The organism is Paracraurococcus ruber, from assembly GCF_004353985.1.
In the GTDB taxonomy this organism is placed as follows: domain Bacteria; phylum Pseudomonadota; class Alphaproteobacteria; order Acetobacterales; family Acetobacteraceae; genus Paracraurococcus; species Paracraurococcus ruber.
Window position 1 is genome coordinate 1 of the sequence record NZ_SMOA01000175.1, and the last position, 12,036, is coordinate 12,036.

Genomic DNA, 12,036 nt, shown 5'->3' on the forward strand with positions numbered 1-12,036 from the left:
CCGGCAGCCGGGGTCGCACCGGCCCGCGGCGGCGCTTCGCCCGGGTGCAGCCCACCCGGCGGTGGGCGGCCGCGGCGCGGCCCGATCCCGACGGCCGTTGATCCTTGCCGATCGACGGCCCCTCGATCGCCGGGCGCTTTGCGCCACGAGCCTTGCCAGGCGGCATGCGCCGCGGCGCCAGTCCGGGCGCCCGGCAGGAAGGGACCGTCCATGCCGCTGGCATGGCGCCAGGGGCGGCATCCTGGCTGGCCGGCGGCGCGCCGCTGCGGCCAGGGGCAATCGCAATCGCGCTGGCGCAGGTCCGCGCTAGTCCGGCGGCAGCAGGCCGGCGATGGCCTCCACACGCTCCGGATCGAAGCGGAGGGTGAGCCTGCCGCGATAGGCGCGCGGCGCGACATGCTCGGCCTCGATGATGACGGCGGCCAGCATCTCGGTGATCTCGGCATCGGTGGCGCGGGCCGCGGGCTCGGCCAGCGCGGTGCGCAGCCGGGCCCAGCCCTGCCGGCGCGCATCGCGCCAGGCGCGGTCCCGGGCCTGGACGCCATCCGCCGCCCGGGCCTCCACCGCGATGCCGCGCTGCTCATAGGGCGGCGGCCAGCCCGCAGGCTGCGCCCGCCCCGCGCGGGGCGGCAGCGCCACCCAGGCCGCGAGGCCACCCAGCAGCCCCCGCTTCCGCCACGCCCCCGGTCCCGTCGCCATGCCCGCCCATCCCCGGAGCCCGGCTCCGCCCGATCACCCGCGGCGGCCTGGCATTCGGGTGCGAAGGCCAGCCGCCGACGCCGCAGCCTCGCAGGCTTTCCTTGCCAGCGGCTTGCCCCGAGGCCCGACCATGGGGGCGCGGCGCCCGGTTTGCCGCGACGTCGGGCGGGACTACATGGGGGGCATGACCCAGGCCCCCCTCGCGCTGACCATGGGCGAGCCCGCCGGCATCGGCGGCGAGATCGCCGCCGGCGCCTGGCGGGCGCTGCATGCCACCGGCCCGGCCTTCTTCCTGATCGACGATGCGGAGCGGCTGCGCGGCGTGCCCATCCGCCGGATCGCGGCGCCCGAGGAAGCCGCCGCCGCCTTCGCCACGGCGCTGCCGGTGCTGCACCGGCCCCTGCCCCGCCCGCCGGTGCCCGGCCAGCCGGACCCGGCCAATGCCCCGGCGGTGATCGGCGCGATCGAGGCGGCGGTGGCCTTCGCCAAGGCCGGCCGGGCCGCCGGGATCGTCACCAACCCGATCCAGAAGGCGGCGCTCTACGCCGCCGGCTTCGCGCATCCCGGCCATACCGAATTCCTGGCCGAGATCGCCGGCACCGGCACACCGCCGGTGATGCTGCTGGCCTGCCCGGAATTGCGGGTGGTGCCGGTGACGATCCACGAGCCGCTGAAGCAGGCGATCGCCCGGCTGACGCCGGACCTGATCATCGAGACCGCGCGGCTGACCGCGGCCGGGCTGCGGCAGGATTTCGGCATCGCGTCGCCGCGGCTGGCCATCGCCGGGCTGAACCCGCATGCCGGGGAGGACGGCACCCTCGGCACCGAGGACCGGGACATCGTCGCGCCTGCCGTCGCCGCGCTGCGCGCCATGGGCATCGACGCGCGCGGCCCGGTGCCGCCGGACACGCTGTTCACCGCCAAGGCGCGGCCGGGCTACGACGTGGCGCTCGGCCTCTATCACGACCAGGCGCTGATCCCGATCAAGACGCTCGACATGGCGGGCGGCGTGAACGTCACGCTCGGGCTGTCGGTGGTGCGGACCAGCCCGGACCACGGCACCGCGCTCGACATCGCCGGCCGCGGCCTCGCCGATCCCGGCAGCCTCATCGCCGCGCTCCGCCTTGCCGCCGGCATCGCCACCCATCGCAGCCGCCATCCGGTGGCCGGGGCGCCGCAGGGCGCGGAGGCCTGACCCGGATGGCCAGAGAAAGCCCGACGCCCATGCGACTTTCCGTGAACATCGACCATGTGGCGACGCTGCGGAATGCCCGCGGCGGCCAGTTCCCCGACCCGGTGGAGGCGGCGCACACCGTCATGCGGGCCGGCGCCGACGGCATCACGATGCACCTGCGGGAGGACCGGCGGCATATCCGCGACCGCGACCTGGACCGCGTGGCGGCCGAGGTCCCGGCGCGGCTGAATTTCGAAATGGCGGCGACCGAGGAGATGGTCGGCATCGCGCTGCGCCTGCGCCCGCCGGCCTGCTGCCTGGTGCCGGAGAAGCGGCAGGAGCTGACCACCGAGGGCGGGCTCGATGTCCTCGGGGCCGGGCCCTATCTCGGCGAAGCCGTGCGGCGCCTGGCCGGCGCGGGGATCGAGGTCTCGATCTTCATCGAGCCGGATGCGCGGCAGATCGAGGCGGCCGCACGGCTCGGCGCCCAGGCGATCGAGCTGCATACCGGGACCTTCGCCGATGCCGCGCCGGCGGACCGGCCGCCGATCCTCGCGCGGCTCCGCGCCGGCGCCGTCACGGCCGCCAGCCTGGGGCTGCAGGTGCATGCCGGGCATGGCCTGGCCTATGAGACCGTGGGCGCCATCGCGGCGATGCCGCAGGTCTCGGAAGTGTCCATCGGCCACTTCCTGATCAGCCAGAGCGTCTTCGAGGGCCTGCCGGCGGTGGTGCGCCGCTTCAAGGCGCTGATCGCGGCGGAGCGCGGCTGAGCCTCGCCCCGCGCCGGGCATCGGCCCCGCGGGCGGCGTCACGACATGCCGGACTGCGCGGCATCATGCGACGCCGGGTTCACGTCGCGTCGCCATCCGCCGCCGCCCGCCCCATCCCGGTCTGCGGGGCCGTGCACCGGCGCCATCATCGCAGGCGGCGCGCGAGGCCGGCGCGCGGGCGCCGCAACCTCCGCCCAACCGGATCAGGCCGCCCGGGCGGCCGCGGTCATCACGCCGGACAGCAGGGTGTAGGCGGCCGTCCAGGCGTCCTTCACATCGGGCGTGAAGCCCTCGCCCAGGCCCTGCTTCAGCGTCCAGAGCAGGGCGGCGCCGACCGAGGCGTATTGCGCCTCGGTCACGCCATAGCCGACATGGCGGCGGGCCAGCGCCTCGGCCGCCGGCACCACCGTCTCCGGCCGGCTCAGCCCGTTCACCACCACCGCCAGCGTCGCCATCAGCTTGGCGCCCTGCTGCCCCATGTCGGAACGGGCGAAGAGCGGCCTGGTGCCGGGGTCGATCTCGAACAGCCGGGTGTAGAAGAGGTTGGCCGCGGCCTCCTTGATCGGGACGACCTTGGCGAAGCTCTCCTGGACCAGGGCGACCTGCGCGGGCGTCATCGGCATGCTCCTGCGGCTGCGGGGCGGCGGGGCCCCGGGCCGGCAGTAGACACGCCATGTTGCGCCGCCGCAATCGCGCAACCGGGAGGCCGCGCGGGGGATGCGCCGCGGTGCGCGCGGGACCGCAATCCGGCGCAGCGCCGCCGTCATCGGCCGCCGGCGCGCAGGCCCGCCGACGCGTTGCCGGTCGTGCATCCGGCGCCTCCGGCATGGGTACGGGCGCGGGTGTCGCGCGGCCGGCGCCTCGGGCCAGCGCCGGGACAGGCACCGGGTCGCGGGCGGCGGCGCCCCTGGCGCCCGATGCCGCTGGCGCGCAGGATGCCGGCTTCGGCGTCCTGGGGAGGCGGCATGCGACCGCTGGAGTTCGGCTGGTACCTGCCCAGCAGCGGCGACACCACCTGCTATGGCGAGGGCCCGGCGGTGGTGCCGCCCGGCACGCCGATGTTCGACCGCGTGGTGCAGGCGGCCGAGGCGGCCGGCTTCGAATACATGCTGGTGCCGGTGGCCGGCCCCTGCTGGGAGGCCTGGGTGACCACCGCCTTCCTCGCCGGACGGTCGTCCTCCATCCGCATGCTGGTGGCGGCGCGGCCGGGCTATGTGAATCCCGTCCTGCTGGCGAAGATGGTGACGACCTTCGACCGGCTGACAGAGGGGCGCATCGCGGTGAACCTCATCGCCGGCCAGTCGGAGGCGGAGAATGCCGCCGACGGCATCCGGTACGGGAAGGAGGATCGCTACGCCCTGATGGCGGAGGAGGTGGCGATCCTGAAGGCGCTGTGGACCGCCGCGGGCCCCGTCGATTTCGACGGCCGCTTCCACACCCTGCGCGGCGCGCGCGTGCTGCCGGTGCCGCACCAGTCGCCGCATCCGCGCTTCTATCTCGGCGGCGGCTCGCGCCAGGCCTGGGAGATCTCGGCCGCGCATGCCGATGTGCACCTGTTCTGGGGCGACCGGCCGGAGGCGATCGCGGCGCAGATGGCGGAGATCCGCGCCATGGCGCGCGACGCGGGCCGCGAGGATGCCCTGGGCTTCGGCATGCGCCTGCAGATCATCTGCCGGGAGACGGAGGCGGAGGCCTGGGCGGCGGCGGCGGAGTTGGTGCGCGGCGTCGGCGAGACGAAGCATGCGGCGGTGCGTGCCAATGTGGCGAACTCGGTCGCCAACCAGCGGGTGCAGGCGCTGCTGGCGGAGAGCCAGGACCAGGGACGCGGCGGGCTGATCGCGCCCGGCCTCTGGGCCGGGCTGGCGCGGGCAAGGCAGGGCGCCGGCGTGGCGGTGGTGGGCGACCCGGCGCAATGCGCGGCGGCGCTGCAGCGCTTCATCGACATCGGCTGCCACAGCTTCTGCCTGTCGGGCTACCTGCATGACGAGGAGGCGGTGCGCTTCGCCCGCTGGGTGCGCCCGATCCTGGCGGAGCGCAATGCCGACCGCATGAAGGCGGCCTAGACCCGCGGTTTCCGGAGCCCTTTCGGCCCATGCGGGGGCCATGGACGCTGCCGCGCATCGCCGATGGCCTCCCGTGGCGGGGGGGGGGACGGCAGGCCCTCCCCCTCGCAGGCGGTCAGCGCGCGGCGGATAGCGGCGCCGACACCTCCTCCAGCGGCTTGCCCTCCGCCGCGAAGCCCAGCTTCCATTCCGTGAAGGCCGCCAGCAGCATCAGCGCGGCGGCGCCGTAGTAGCCCCAGGTGATGTCGGCGCGCTCGCCGGAGGAGATCAGCCAGCCGAACAGCGTCGGGCCGATGACGCCGCCGACGCCGGTGCCGATGGCGTAGAACAGCGCGATGGCCATGGCGCGCATCTCCAGCGGGAAGCTCTCCCCCACCGTCAGATAGGCCGCCGAGGCGGCGGCGGAGGCGAAGAAGAAGATCACCGTCCAGGCCAGGGTCTGTTCCCAGGCGGAAAGCCACCCGGCGGCGAAGGCGGCGCCGGTCGCGGCCATCAGGATGCCCGCCAGCGCATAGGTGCCGGTGATCATCGGCCGGCGGCCGATGGTGTCGAAGAAGCGGCCCAGCAGCAGCGGGCCCATCAGGTTGCCCAGCGCGAAGGGCAGCATGAACCAGCCGACCTGATGCGCCGGGATGGCGTAGAACTTGGTCAGCACGAGCGCGTAGGTGAAGAACACCGCGTTGTAGAAGAAGGCCTGGCAGGACATGAGCGTCAGGCCGAGGATCGCCCTCTCCCGATGGGTGTCGAACATGGCGCGCCACACCTCGGCGATGCTGGCGGCGCCGCGACGGTGCAGCACGACCTTGCCGTAGGTGAGCGGCGGCAGCGGGCCCTTGGCGGCGGCCACGTCGCGCTCGATGTCGCCGACGATCTTCCCCGCCTCCTCCGGCTTGCCGTGCAGCATCAGCCAGCGCGGGCTTTCCGGCAGGTGGCGGCGCAGCAGCAGGACGATGAGGGACAGCGCGCCGCCGACGATGAAGGCGCCGCGCCAGCCGATCTCCGGGTCGATGATCGCCGGGTCCAGCACCACCAGCGCGACCACCGCGCCGATGGCGGCGCCGCCCCAGAAGGTGCCGTTGACGCAGAGATCGGTGGTGCCGCGGTAGCGCGCCGGGATCAGTTCCTGGATGGCCGAGTTCACCGCGGCGTATTCGCCGCCGATGCCCGCGCCGGTCAGCAGCCGGAAGAAGGCGAAGGACCAGAAATCCCAGGCGAAGCCGGTGGCGATGGAGGAGAGCATGTAGACGAAGAGCGTGACGAAGAAGAGCCGCCGCCGCCCGATGCGGTCGGCCAGCCAGCCGAAGCCCAGCGCGCCGAACACCGCGCCGATGAGATAGGCGGAGGCGGTGAGGCCGATCTGCGTCTCGGTCAGCGCCAGGCTGGGGCTCTGGTGGATGGCGCCGGCGAGGCTGCCGACCAGCGTCACCTCCAGCCCGTCGAGCACCCAGGTGATGCCGAGCGCGATGACGACCCGCCAGTGGAAGCCGGCCCAGGGCAGGCGGTCCAGGCGGGCGGGCACGTCGGTCTCGAAGCGGTCGCCCCCGGCGGGGCCAGGCGTATCGCGCATGGGACGGTCTCCTCCCGGGGGTAAGTCCCGGGAAGGCGGCCGGTTGCGCCCGCGGCGGCGGTGCCCCTGGCAATGCGGCGGCACCGTCGCCCATGGAGCGCGCCGACCCGAGGCGCACCGGTTGGGGCCGCGCCGGCCGGGGCCCCCGGGTTCAGGCCCCGAGGATCAGCCCCCCAGAGTCATCCCCCCAGGTCAGGGGCAGGGGCCGAAGCGGATCGCCTCCACCCGCGCCTCGATGCGGGTGCGGGTGTCGTCGGTGTCGGTGCCGATCGCGATCTCCTGCAGCGGCGGCGGGGCGGCGCCGAAGCTGGCCTTCCAGTCGGCTGCCAGGTTCACCCGCTGCTCGAACCACTGGCCGCGCGGCGCATCGGCGGCGCGCAGCACGCGCACCTTGCCCAGGCCGTGCAGCCAGGGGCTGGGGAAGGGCAAGGGCTCCCGGCCCGTGCCGCCCCAGACATAGATCAGCACGCTGCGCGGCAGCGTATGCCCGCCGGCCGCCGCCTGCGCCACGCCATGCCGCATGCGCTGCCAGGCGGTGGCGTCGGGCGGCCAGCCGGAAAAGCCGATGGCGACGGACAGCGCCCGGTCGTCGCCGCCCTGGCGCGTCAGGTCGGTGGCCGGCGGCCCCTGGTCCACCCGCCAGCGCCAGGTGAGGCAGGCGGCATCCCCCTGCACCCGGCGCCAGACGAAGCTGCCCTGCCCCGCGCCTTCCACCGCCACGCCGTCGCCGAGGACACGCCAGCGCGCCGGTTCCAGCCCATGCCAGGGGGCATGGGTCCAGCCCGCCGCCTCCAGCGAGCCGGGCGGGTGGATCGGCCCGGCGCCCAGCAGCAGGCCGGCGCCAAGCGCCGCCGCCAGCGGCGCACGGCGCTTGGCCGACAGGGCCAGGACCCTGGCCAGGACCGTGTCGCACGGCGACGACGCGACGGGCCGCGCCCCCCGGCGAAGGGGGCGCAGCGATCGGCATCGGTCCAGCAGGGGCATGGCAAGGCGCGGCATGGATGGTTAGATGCCGCACGCAACGCCCGGGACAAGGAGGGGACGATGCCCGAGACGATGATTGCTGCCACCGATGGCAGCGGCAGCTTCGGCGCCTATGTCGCGCAGCCGAAGGACAAGCCGGCCGGTGCGGGCGCGCCAGCGGCGCGCGGGGCCGTGGTGATGATCCAGGAGATCTTCGGCGTGAACGCCACCATGCGCCAGCTCAGCGACTGGGTGGCGGAGCTGGGCTTCATCGCCATCAGCCCGGACCTGTTCTGGCGGCAGGAGAAGGGCGTGCAGCTCGACCCCGATGCCGGCCAGGCGCAGTGGGACAAGGCCTTCAAGCTGATGCAGGGGATGGACCAGGACAAGGCGGTGGAGGACCTGAAGGCGACCATCGCCGAGGCCCGCAGGATGCCGGGCGCCAATGGCAAGGTCGCCACCATGGGCTTCTGCCTGGGCGGCAGGCTGGCCTACATGACCGCGGCGCGCACCGATGCCGACGCCAACATCAGCTACTACGGCGTCGGGATCGAAGGGCTGCTGGGCGAGGTCGGCGCGATCAAGGCGCCGCTGATCCTGCACATCGCCGAGAAGGACAAGTTCGTCCCGCCCGAGGCGCAGGCGAAGATCCTGGAGGGCGTGAAGGGCAACCCGCAGGTCAGCGCCCATGTCTACCCGGGCGTCGACCACGCCTTCGCGCGCATGGGCGGGCATGCCTGGGACGCACGCGCGGCGACGATCGCCAATGGGCGGACGGCGGAGCTGCTGGCGCGGGTGCTGGGATAGGCTCCCCCCAGGGAGGGCCCTGCCCTCCCTGGACCAACCCGCCAAGGGCCGCAGGGCCCTTGGATCCCATGAGTCATCGCCGGGGCGGGGGGCGGAGCCTCCCCCGCAGCTACACGAAGGCCGGCTTCTCCCCGCTGCCCAGCAGCCAGCGGCCCACCGTCTCCAGGTGCCAGGGCGTCGCCTGCAGGTGCTGCGACACGCTCATCGCATCGCGGAAGCGCCGCTCGAACTCGTTCGATTCCAGCACCGCCGTGGTGCCGGCGGCGCGGTAGCAGGCGATGGAGACATCCGTCGCCTGCCGCATCACGCTGGTCGTCGCCAGGCGCAGCGCGACGCGGTTCTCCATCGACACCTCGCCGCGCGCCGCGGCTTCCGCCCAGACCTCCCGCGCCGTGCCCAGCAGGTACATGCGGTTGGCGCGCAGCGTCGCCTCCAGCTGCGCGACCTCGGACTGCACGCTGTGGTTCTCCGCCATCGGCTGCGCCCCGGCGCGCGCGGTCTTGCCGCGGGCCAGCGCGACATAGCGGGACAGCAGCCCGCGCGCGACGCCGAGCGCGGTGGCCGAGAAGCCGGTGGCGTAGCAGAGATGCGAGGTGATGGCGGTGATCGGCCGGTGGTCGCGCCGCCGCTCGAACCGGTCGCGCACGCAGGCATGCGCGTCCGGCACGAACAGGTCCTGCACCTCGTAGATGTCGCTGCCGGTGCCGCGCAGGCCGAGGCTGTTCCATTCCGGCGTGACCCTGGCCTGGTCGCGGCGGAACAGCACCGTCACGTCCTCCGGCTTGCCCTCCGGCGACAGCCGCGGCGTGCCGTCCGGGTGCACCGCCGGCAGATGGGCGCCGAGCATGGTGCAGTGCCGGTTGCCGCTGGCGAAATCCCAGATCCCGGTGACGCGGTAGCCGCCCTCCACGATCACCGCCCTGGCGCGGTTGTGCCGGGCGCCCCAGGCCAGCGCCGCGCGCGGCTGGCCGAAGAATTCCCGCGCCACCTCGGGCGCCAGATAGGCGCAGGACGTCATGGCGGAGACATTGCCCTGGCAGACGCCCCAGGCGGCGCTGGCATCGCCGATGGCGATGGCCTCGCAGACCTCGGCGAAATCGGGCAGCGGGATGTCCTGGCCGCCGATCTCGCGCGGCAGCAGCAGGCGCAGCAGGTTGTGGCCGAAGAGCGCGTCGCGGATCGGGGGCGTGAGTTCCTTCGCCGCCTCGATGGCGGGGCCGGCGGCCTCCAGCAGCGGGACCAGGGCGCGGGCATGCGCGACCGGGTCGGCGGCCGACAGCGCGGTCGGGCTCTGCGGGCGGATGGGGCCGAGTTCCGCGGCGGCCATGGCGTTGTCCTTCCCTGCCGGTTTGCCGGGGACGCTACCGGGCGGCCGGGCGGCAGGCAAGCATCAGGACAGTCGCCCGACCAAATTCCGGGAGAGGAGCGGGAGCGGCGTGACCCGCCCCGGGGGTGACCGTTCCGCTGGCGCGGATCGCGGCGCGTGAATGCGCTCCAGCGACAATGGCTCGGCGCGGCCTGGGCGGGCCGGAGAACGGCCCAGGCCGTGCCGGCACCGGCCACCCGCCGACGGCGCATCGACGGGCGCCGGCGGCAGGCGGCCCGGTGCCGGCGCCCAGCCATCGCGGCGGCCGCAGACCGGCATCGGGCGCAGCCCGGCGCCATGCGACCGGCAGCGCGATCCCGCCGGCAGGGCTCAGCGCCCTAGCCGCGCCAGCGTGTCCGCTTCGGCGGCGCGGGCCATGGCCGCCGCGTCCTCCGGCAGCAGCAGGCGTTCTGCCACCAGCCGGGCCGCGGCGGCCTTCACCGCCTCGGCATAGGCGGCGGCGGTCGGGTAGCGGTCCTCCAGCGCCGGGCGCGGGTCGCCCGCCGCCCGCTCCGCCCGGGTCGCGGCGAAGGGGATGACGGCGCCGGTGTTGTAGCAGAGCGCGCCCTCCGCGAAGCCGGCCGAACGCGGGTTCCAGCCGGTATAGGTCGCCTTCGGCACCTCGATCACCGGCAGCCGGATGCCGCCGATGGCATTGCCGTCGGCATCCACCCGCGGCAGCAGAACGGCGTATTCGCCGCGCACCGCCGGGGGCATGGCCGTGCTGTCCAGCAACTGCGCCGGCCCGACCTCGCCGCGGTAGCCCAGCAGCGGCAGGTTGCCGTAGAGCGCGGCGGCCGGCAGCAGCGTGCCGGCGGCGCGGGTCGGGTAGCGGCTGGCGGGCGGCTCCACCCCCTCGCGCATCCAGGCCTCCAGCGCCGCCAGCAGCGCCCGCATCGGCGCGCCGGCCTGCAGCGGGTTCACCGGCAGGGCGCAGCGGTCGATCCGGTCCGCCACCGCCTGCGCCGCGGCATAGTGCGGGTGCCCGGTCATCATGTAGGCGCGGACCTCGGGCGGCAGGTCCAGGTGGTTGCCCCGCGTATCGGTGACCAGCAGCGAGGCGCGCGCCCCCCAGAACTCGTATTCGCTGTCCGTCTGCATGATACGCGGGCAGGTGTTGCTGGCGCGGCAGCGCAGCAGCAGCCCGTCGCGGCGGCCGGTCAGGTGGTCCTCCGTCACGCCATAGGTGAAGGGGAACTGGTCGGCGGGATAGAGCCGGTCGCCATGCGGCGTCGGGTTGCGGCCGGGCTGGGCGAGGCGCGCATTGGTGAAGGTGCGCCGCGTGCCGGGGATATGCGGCAGCATCGCCTCGAAGACCTGGCGGCCGCGTTCGTCCTCGTTGAAGCCCTGGTAGAGGTAGTCGCGCACGAAGCGGCCGGATTGCGAGACGCCGATCAGGATCGCCTGGTCCACCGCGCCGCGCTGCCCTTCCCCCAGCGGGTTCGCCGCCCCCTTCTCCCGCCGCAGGAAGGCGGCGACGTCGCGCACCGCAGCGAAGGCCATGCCCTGCACCACCGGGTCCCGGGCGGTGTAGATCAGCTCGTAGAGCGCGCCGGCATCGAAGCCGGGCGGCCGGGTGATCTCGACGCGCTGCGGGTCGAGGAAGCGGAAGGCCAGGCCGGCCGGCGTCTGCCGCGCATCCTCCGCCCGGGCGCGCACGGTCAGCGTCGCGCCCTCGGGGCTCGCCGCCGGGTAGGTCAGCGGCACGGTCACCGGGCTGCGCAGGTGGTCGAACAGGAATTCCTCGCGCGAGGCGCCCGTCACCCCCGGCACCACCGGCGCCGCCAGGCGCACCCCCTGCCCTTCCGGGATGTCGGCCTGCCAGCCGACCCAGGCCAGGGTGTAGCCCAGGCGCAGCAGATGCCCGTTGCCCGGGTTGGTGCCGGCCGCCAGGACATTGGCGCCGGGGGTGTCGTTCAGCAGCTGGCCGATGATCTCCCGGCCGCGATTCGGCACTTCCAGCAGCAGGGTGCCGTTGCCCTGGCGGGCATCGGCGGGGCGGAGGAGGACGACCTCCGCCACCGCCTCGACCTTGCCCTGGGTATTGCGCGGCGCCAGCGCCAGGTCGGCGATGCCGGCATTGTGCGGGTCGGCGGGGTCGAGGGCGATGGTGGCGCGGGCGGCGATCCGCTCGTAGCGCCCGGCGGGGCCGAATTCCTGGCCGCCGAAGGCGGGCGCGGGCGGGCCCAGCAGGTCGAAGCGGGTGACCTCCGCGCCGGCCGGCGGGGCACAGAGCAGCCCGGCCGCGAGCAGCCCGGGAATCGCATGGCGCATGGACGCAGTCCTCCTCCCGCCGAGGGTAGCAATCCCCGGCCGGGAGAGAAGGCCGGCCCGGCCGAAGCCCGGGGGTTGGGCGATGCGGAGGCGCATTGCCGGCGGCGGGCCCGGGCGGCCGGATCGGGCCCGCGGCGGGCACCGGCCGGCATCAGGGGCCGTCTTCCGGGTGGCAAGCGACTGGCCAGCCGCTTCGCTGGACGCCGCGGCCCGGGCGGATCGCGACGGGAGCGCGACGCCGCCCGACACGCGATGCCGCCGAGCGGAGCGCGCGGCAGGATGGGCGCAGCGCCGCCTGGCGCTGCGCCACCTCCGGCCCTGACGGCGAACCGCGGTCGCGCGGCGCGGCCCCG

10 protein-coding genes are annotated in these 12,036 nt (G+C 74.8%); 4 read left to right on the plus strand and 6 right to left on the minus strand.

Features of this window, described 5'->3' with window-relative positions:
• Positions 1 to 306 precede the first annotated feature (306 nt).
• Positions 307 to 699, minus strand: coding sequence for a hypothetical protein (locus E2C05_RS22590; protein WP_133221907.1), 393 nt, complete (start codon positions 697 to 699; stop codon positions 307 to 309).
• A 184-nt stretch (positions 700 to 883) separates the two neighbouring features.
• Between E2C05_RS22590 and pdxA the strand changes: the two genes are divergently transcribed.
• Both pdxA and E2C05_RS22600 read left to right on the plus strand, forming a co-directional pair.
• The gene (pdxA, locus tag E2C05_RS22595; RefSeq protein ID WP_133221908.1) at positions 884 to 1,894 is read left to right on the plus strand and encodes a 4-hydroxythreonine-4-phosphate dehydrogenase PdxA; all 1,011 of its coding nucleotides are present in this window, start codon (positions 884 to 886) and stop codon (positions 1,892 to 1,894) included.
• A 5-nt stretch (positions 1,895 to 1,899) separates the two neighbouring features.
• Positions 1,900 to 2,643 (plus strand): pyridoxine 5'-phosphate synthase, encoded by a 744-nt coding sequence (locus E2C05_RS22600; RefSeq protein WP_192912505.1) that lies wholly within the window; start codon positions 1,900 to 1,902, stop codon positions 2,641 to 2,643.
• A 203-nt stretch (positions 2,644 to 2,846) separates the two neighbouring features.
• Here E2C05_RS22600 and E2C05_RS22605 read toward each other — a convergent pair whose 3' ends face one another.
• A complete protein-coding gene (locus tag E2C05_RS22605; RefSeq protein WP_133221910.1) occupies positions 2,847 to 3,260 on the minus strand; it encodes a globin family protein in 414 nt (137 codons plus the stop codon).
• 348 nt (positions 3,261 to 3,608) lie between these two features.
• On the opposite strand from E2C05_RS22605, the gene E2C05_RS22610 reads away from it, so the two are divergent.
• Positions 3,609 to 4,706, plus strand: coding sequence for an LLM class flavin-dependent oxidoreductase (locus E2C05_RS22610; protein ID WP_133221911.1), 1,098 nt, complete (start codon positions 3,609 to 3,611; stop codon positions 4,704 to 4,706).
• A gap of 115 nt (positions 4,707 to 4,821) precedes the next feature.
• Here E2C05_RS22610 and E2C05_RS22615 read toward each other — a convergent pair whose 3' ends face one another.
• A complete protein-coding gene (locus tag E2C05_RS22615; protein ID WP_133221912.1) occupies positions 4,822 to 6,273 on the minus strand; it encodes an MFS transporter in 1,452 nt (483 codons plus the stop codon).
• A 192-nt stretch (positions 6,274 to 6,465) separates the two neighbouring features.
• A complete protein-coding gene (locus E2C05_RS22620; RefSeq protein ID WP_133221913.1) occupies positions 6,466 to 7,272 on the minus strand; it encodes a DUF3047 domain-containing protein in 807 nt (268 codons plus the stop codon).
• Positions 7,273 to 7,317: 45 nt separating this feature from the next.
• Here E2C05_RS22620 and E2C05_RS22625 point away from each other — a divergent pair, with 45 nt between their 5' ends.
• Positions 7,318 to 8,043, plus strand: a complete 726-nt coding sequence (locus E2C05_RS22625) for a dienelactone hydrolase family protein (protein WP_133221914.1) — start codon at positions 7,318 to 7,320, stop codon at positions 8,041 to 8,043.
• Positions 8,044 to 8,152: 109 nt separating this feature from the next.
• Here E2C05_RS22625 and E2C05_RS22630 read toward each other — a convergent pair whose 3' ends face one another.
• A complete protein-coding gene (locus E2C05_RS22630) occupies positions 8,153 to 9,370 on the minus strand; it encodes an acyl-CoA dehydrogenase family protein (RefSeq protein WP_133221915.1) in 1,218 nt (405 codons plus the stop codon).
• Between the two features lie 369 nt (positions 9,371 to 9,739).
• Positions 9,740 to 11,683 carry an alpha/beta hydrolase domain-containing protein gene (locus E2C05_RS22635; RefSeq protein WP_133221916.1) on the minus strand — a complete coding sequence of 648 codons (1,944 nt, stop codon included), beginning with the start codon at positions 11,681 to 11,683 and terminating at the stop codon, positions 9,740 to 9,742.
• Positions 11,684 to 12,036: the final 353 nt, after the last annotated feature.

Bases quoted from the DNA above. Each gene is read 5' to 3' on its own strand.
- E2C05_RS22590 (WP_133221907.1), bottom strand. From the start codon at position 699: ATGGCGACGGGACCGGGGGCGTGGCGGAAGCGGGGGCTGCTGGGTGGC.
- pdxA (WP_133221908.1), top strand. From the start codon at position 884: ATGACCCAGGCCCCCCTCGCGCTGACCATGGGCGAGCCCGCCGGCATC.
- E2C05_RS22600 (WP_192912505.1), top strand. From the start codon at position 1,900: ATGGCCAGAGAAAGCCCGACGCCCATGCGACTTTCCGTGAACATCGAC.
- E2C05_RS22605 (WP_133221910.1), bottom strand. From the start codon at position 3,260: ATGACGCCCGCGCAGGTCGCCCTGGTCCAGGAGAGCTTCGCCAAGGTC.
- E2C05_RS22610 (WP_133221911.1), top strand. From the start codon at position 3,609: ATGCGACCGCTGGAGTTCGGCTGGTACCTGCCCAGCAGCGGCGACACC.
- E2C05_RS22615 (WP_133221912.1), bottom strand. From the start codon at position 6,273: ATGCGCGATACGCCTGGCCCCGCCGGGGGCGACCGCTTCGAGACCGAC.
- E2C05_RS22620 (WP_133221913.1), bottom strand. From the start codon at position 7,272: ATGCCGCGCCTTGCCATGCCCCTGCTGGACCGATGCCGATCGCTGCGC.
- E2C05_RS22625 (WP_133221914.1), top strand. From the start codon at position 7,318: ATGCCCGAGACGATGATTGCTGCCACCGATGGCAGCGGCAGCTTCGGC.
- E2C05_RS22630 (WP_133221915.1), bottom strand. From the start codon at position 9,370: ATGGCCGCCGCGGAACTCGGCCCCATCCGCCCGCAGAGCCCGACCGCG.
- E2C05_RS22635 (WP_133221916.1), bottom strand. From the start codon at position 11,683: ATGCGCCATGCGATTCCCGGGCTGCTCGCGGCCGGGCTGCTCTGTGCC.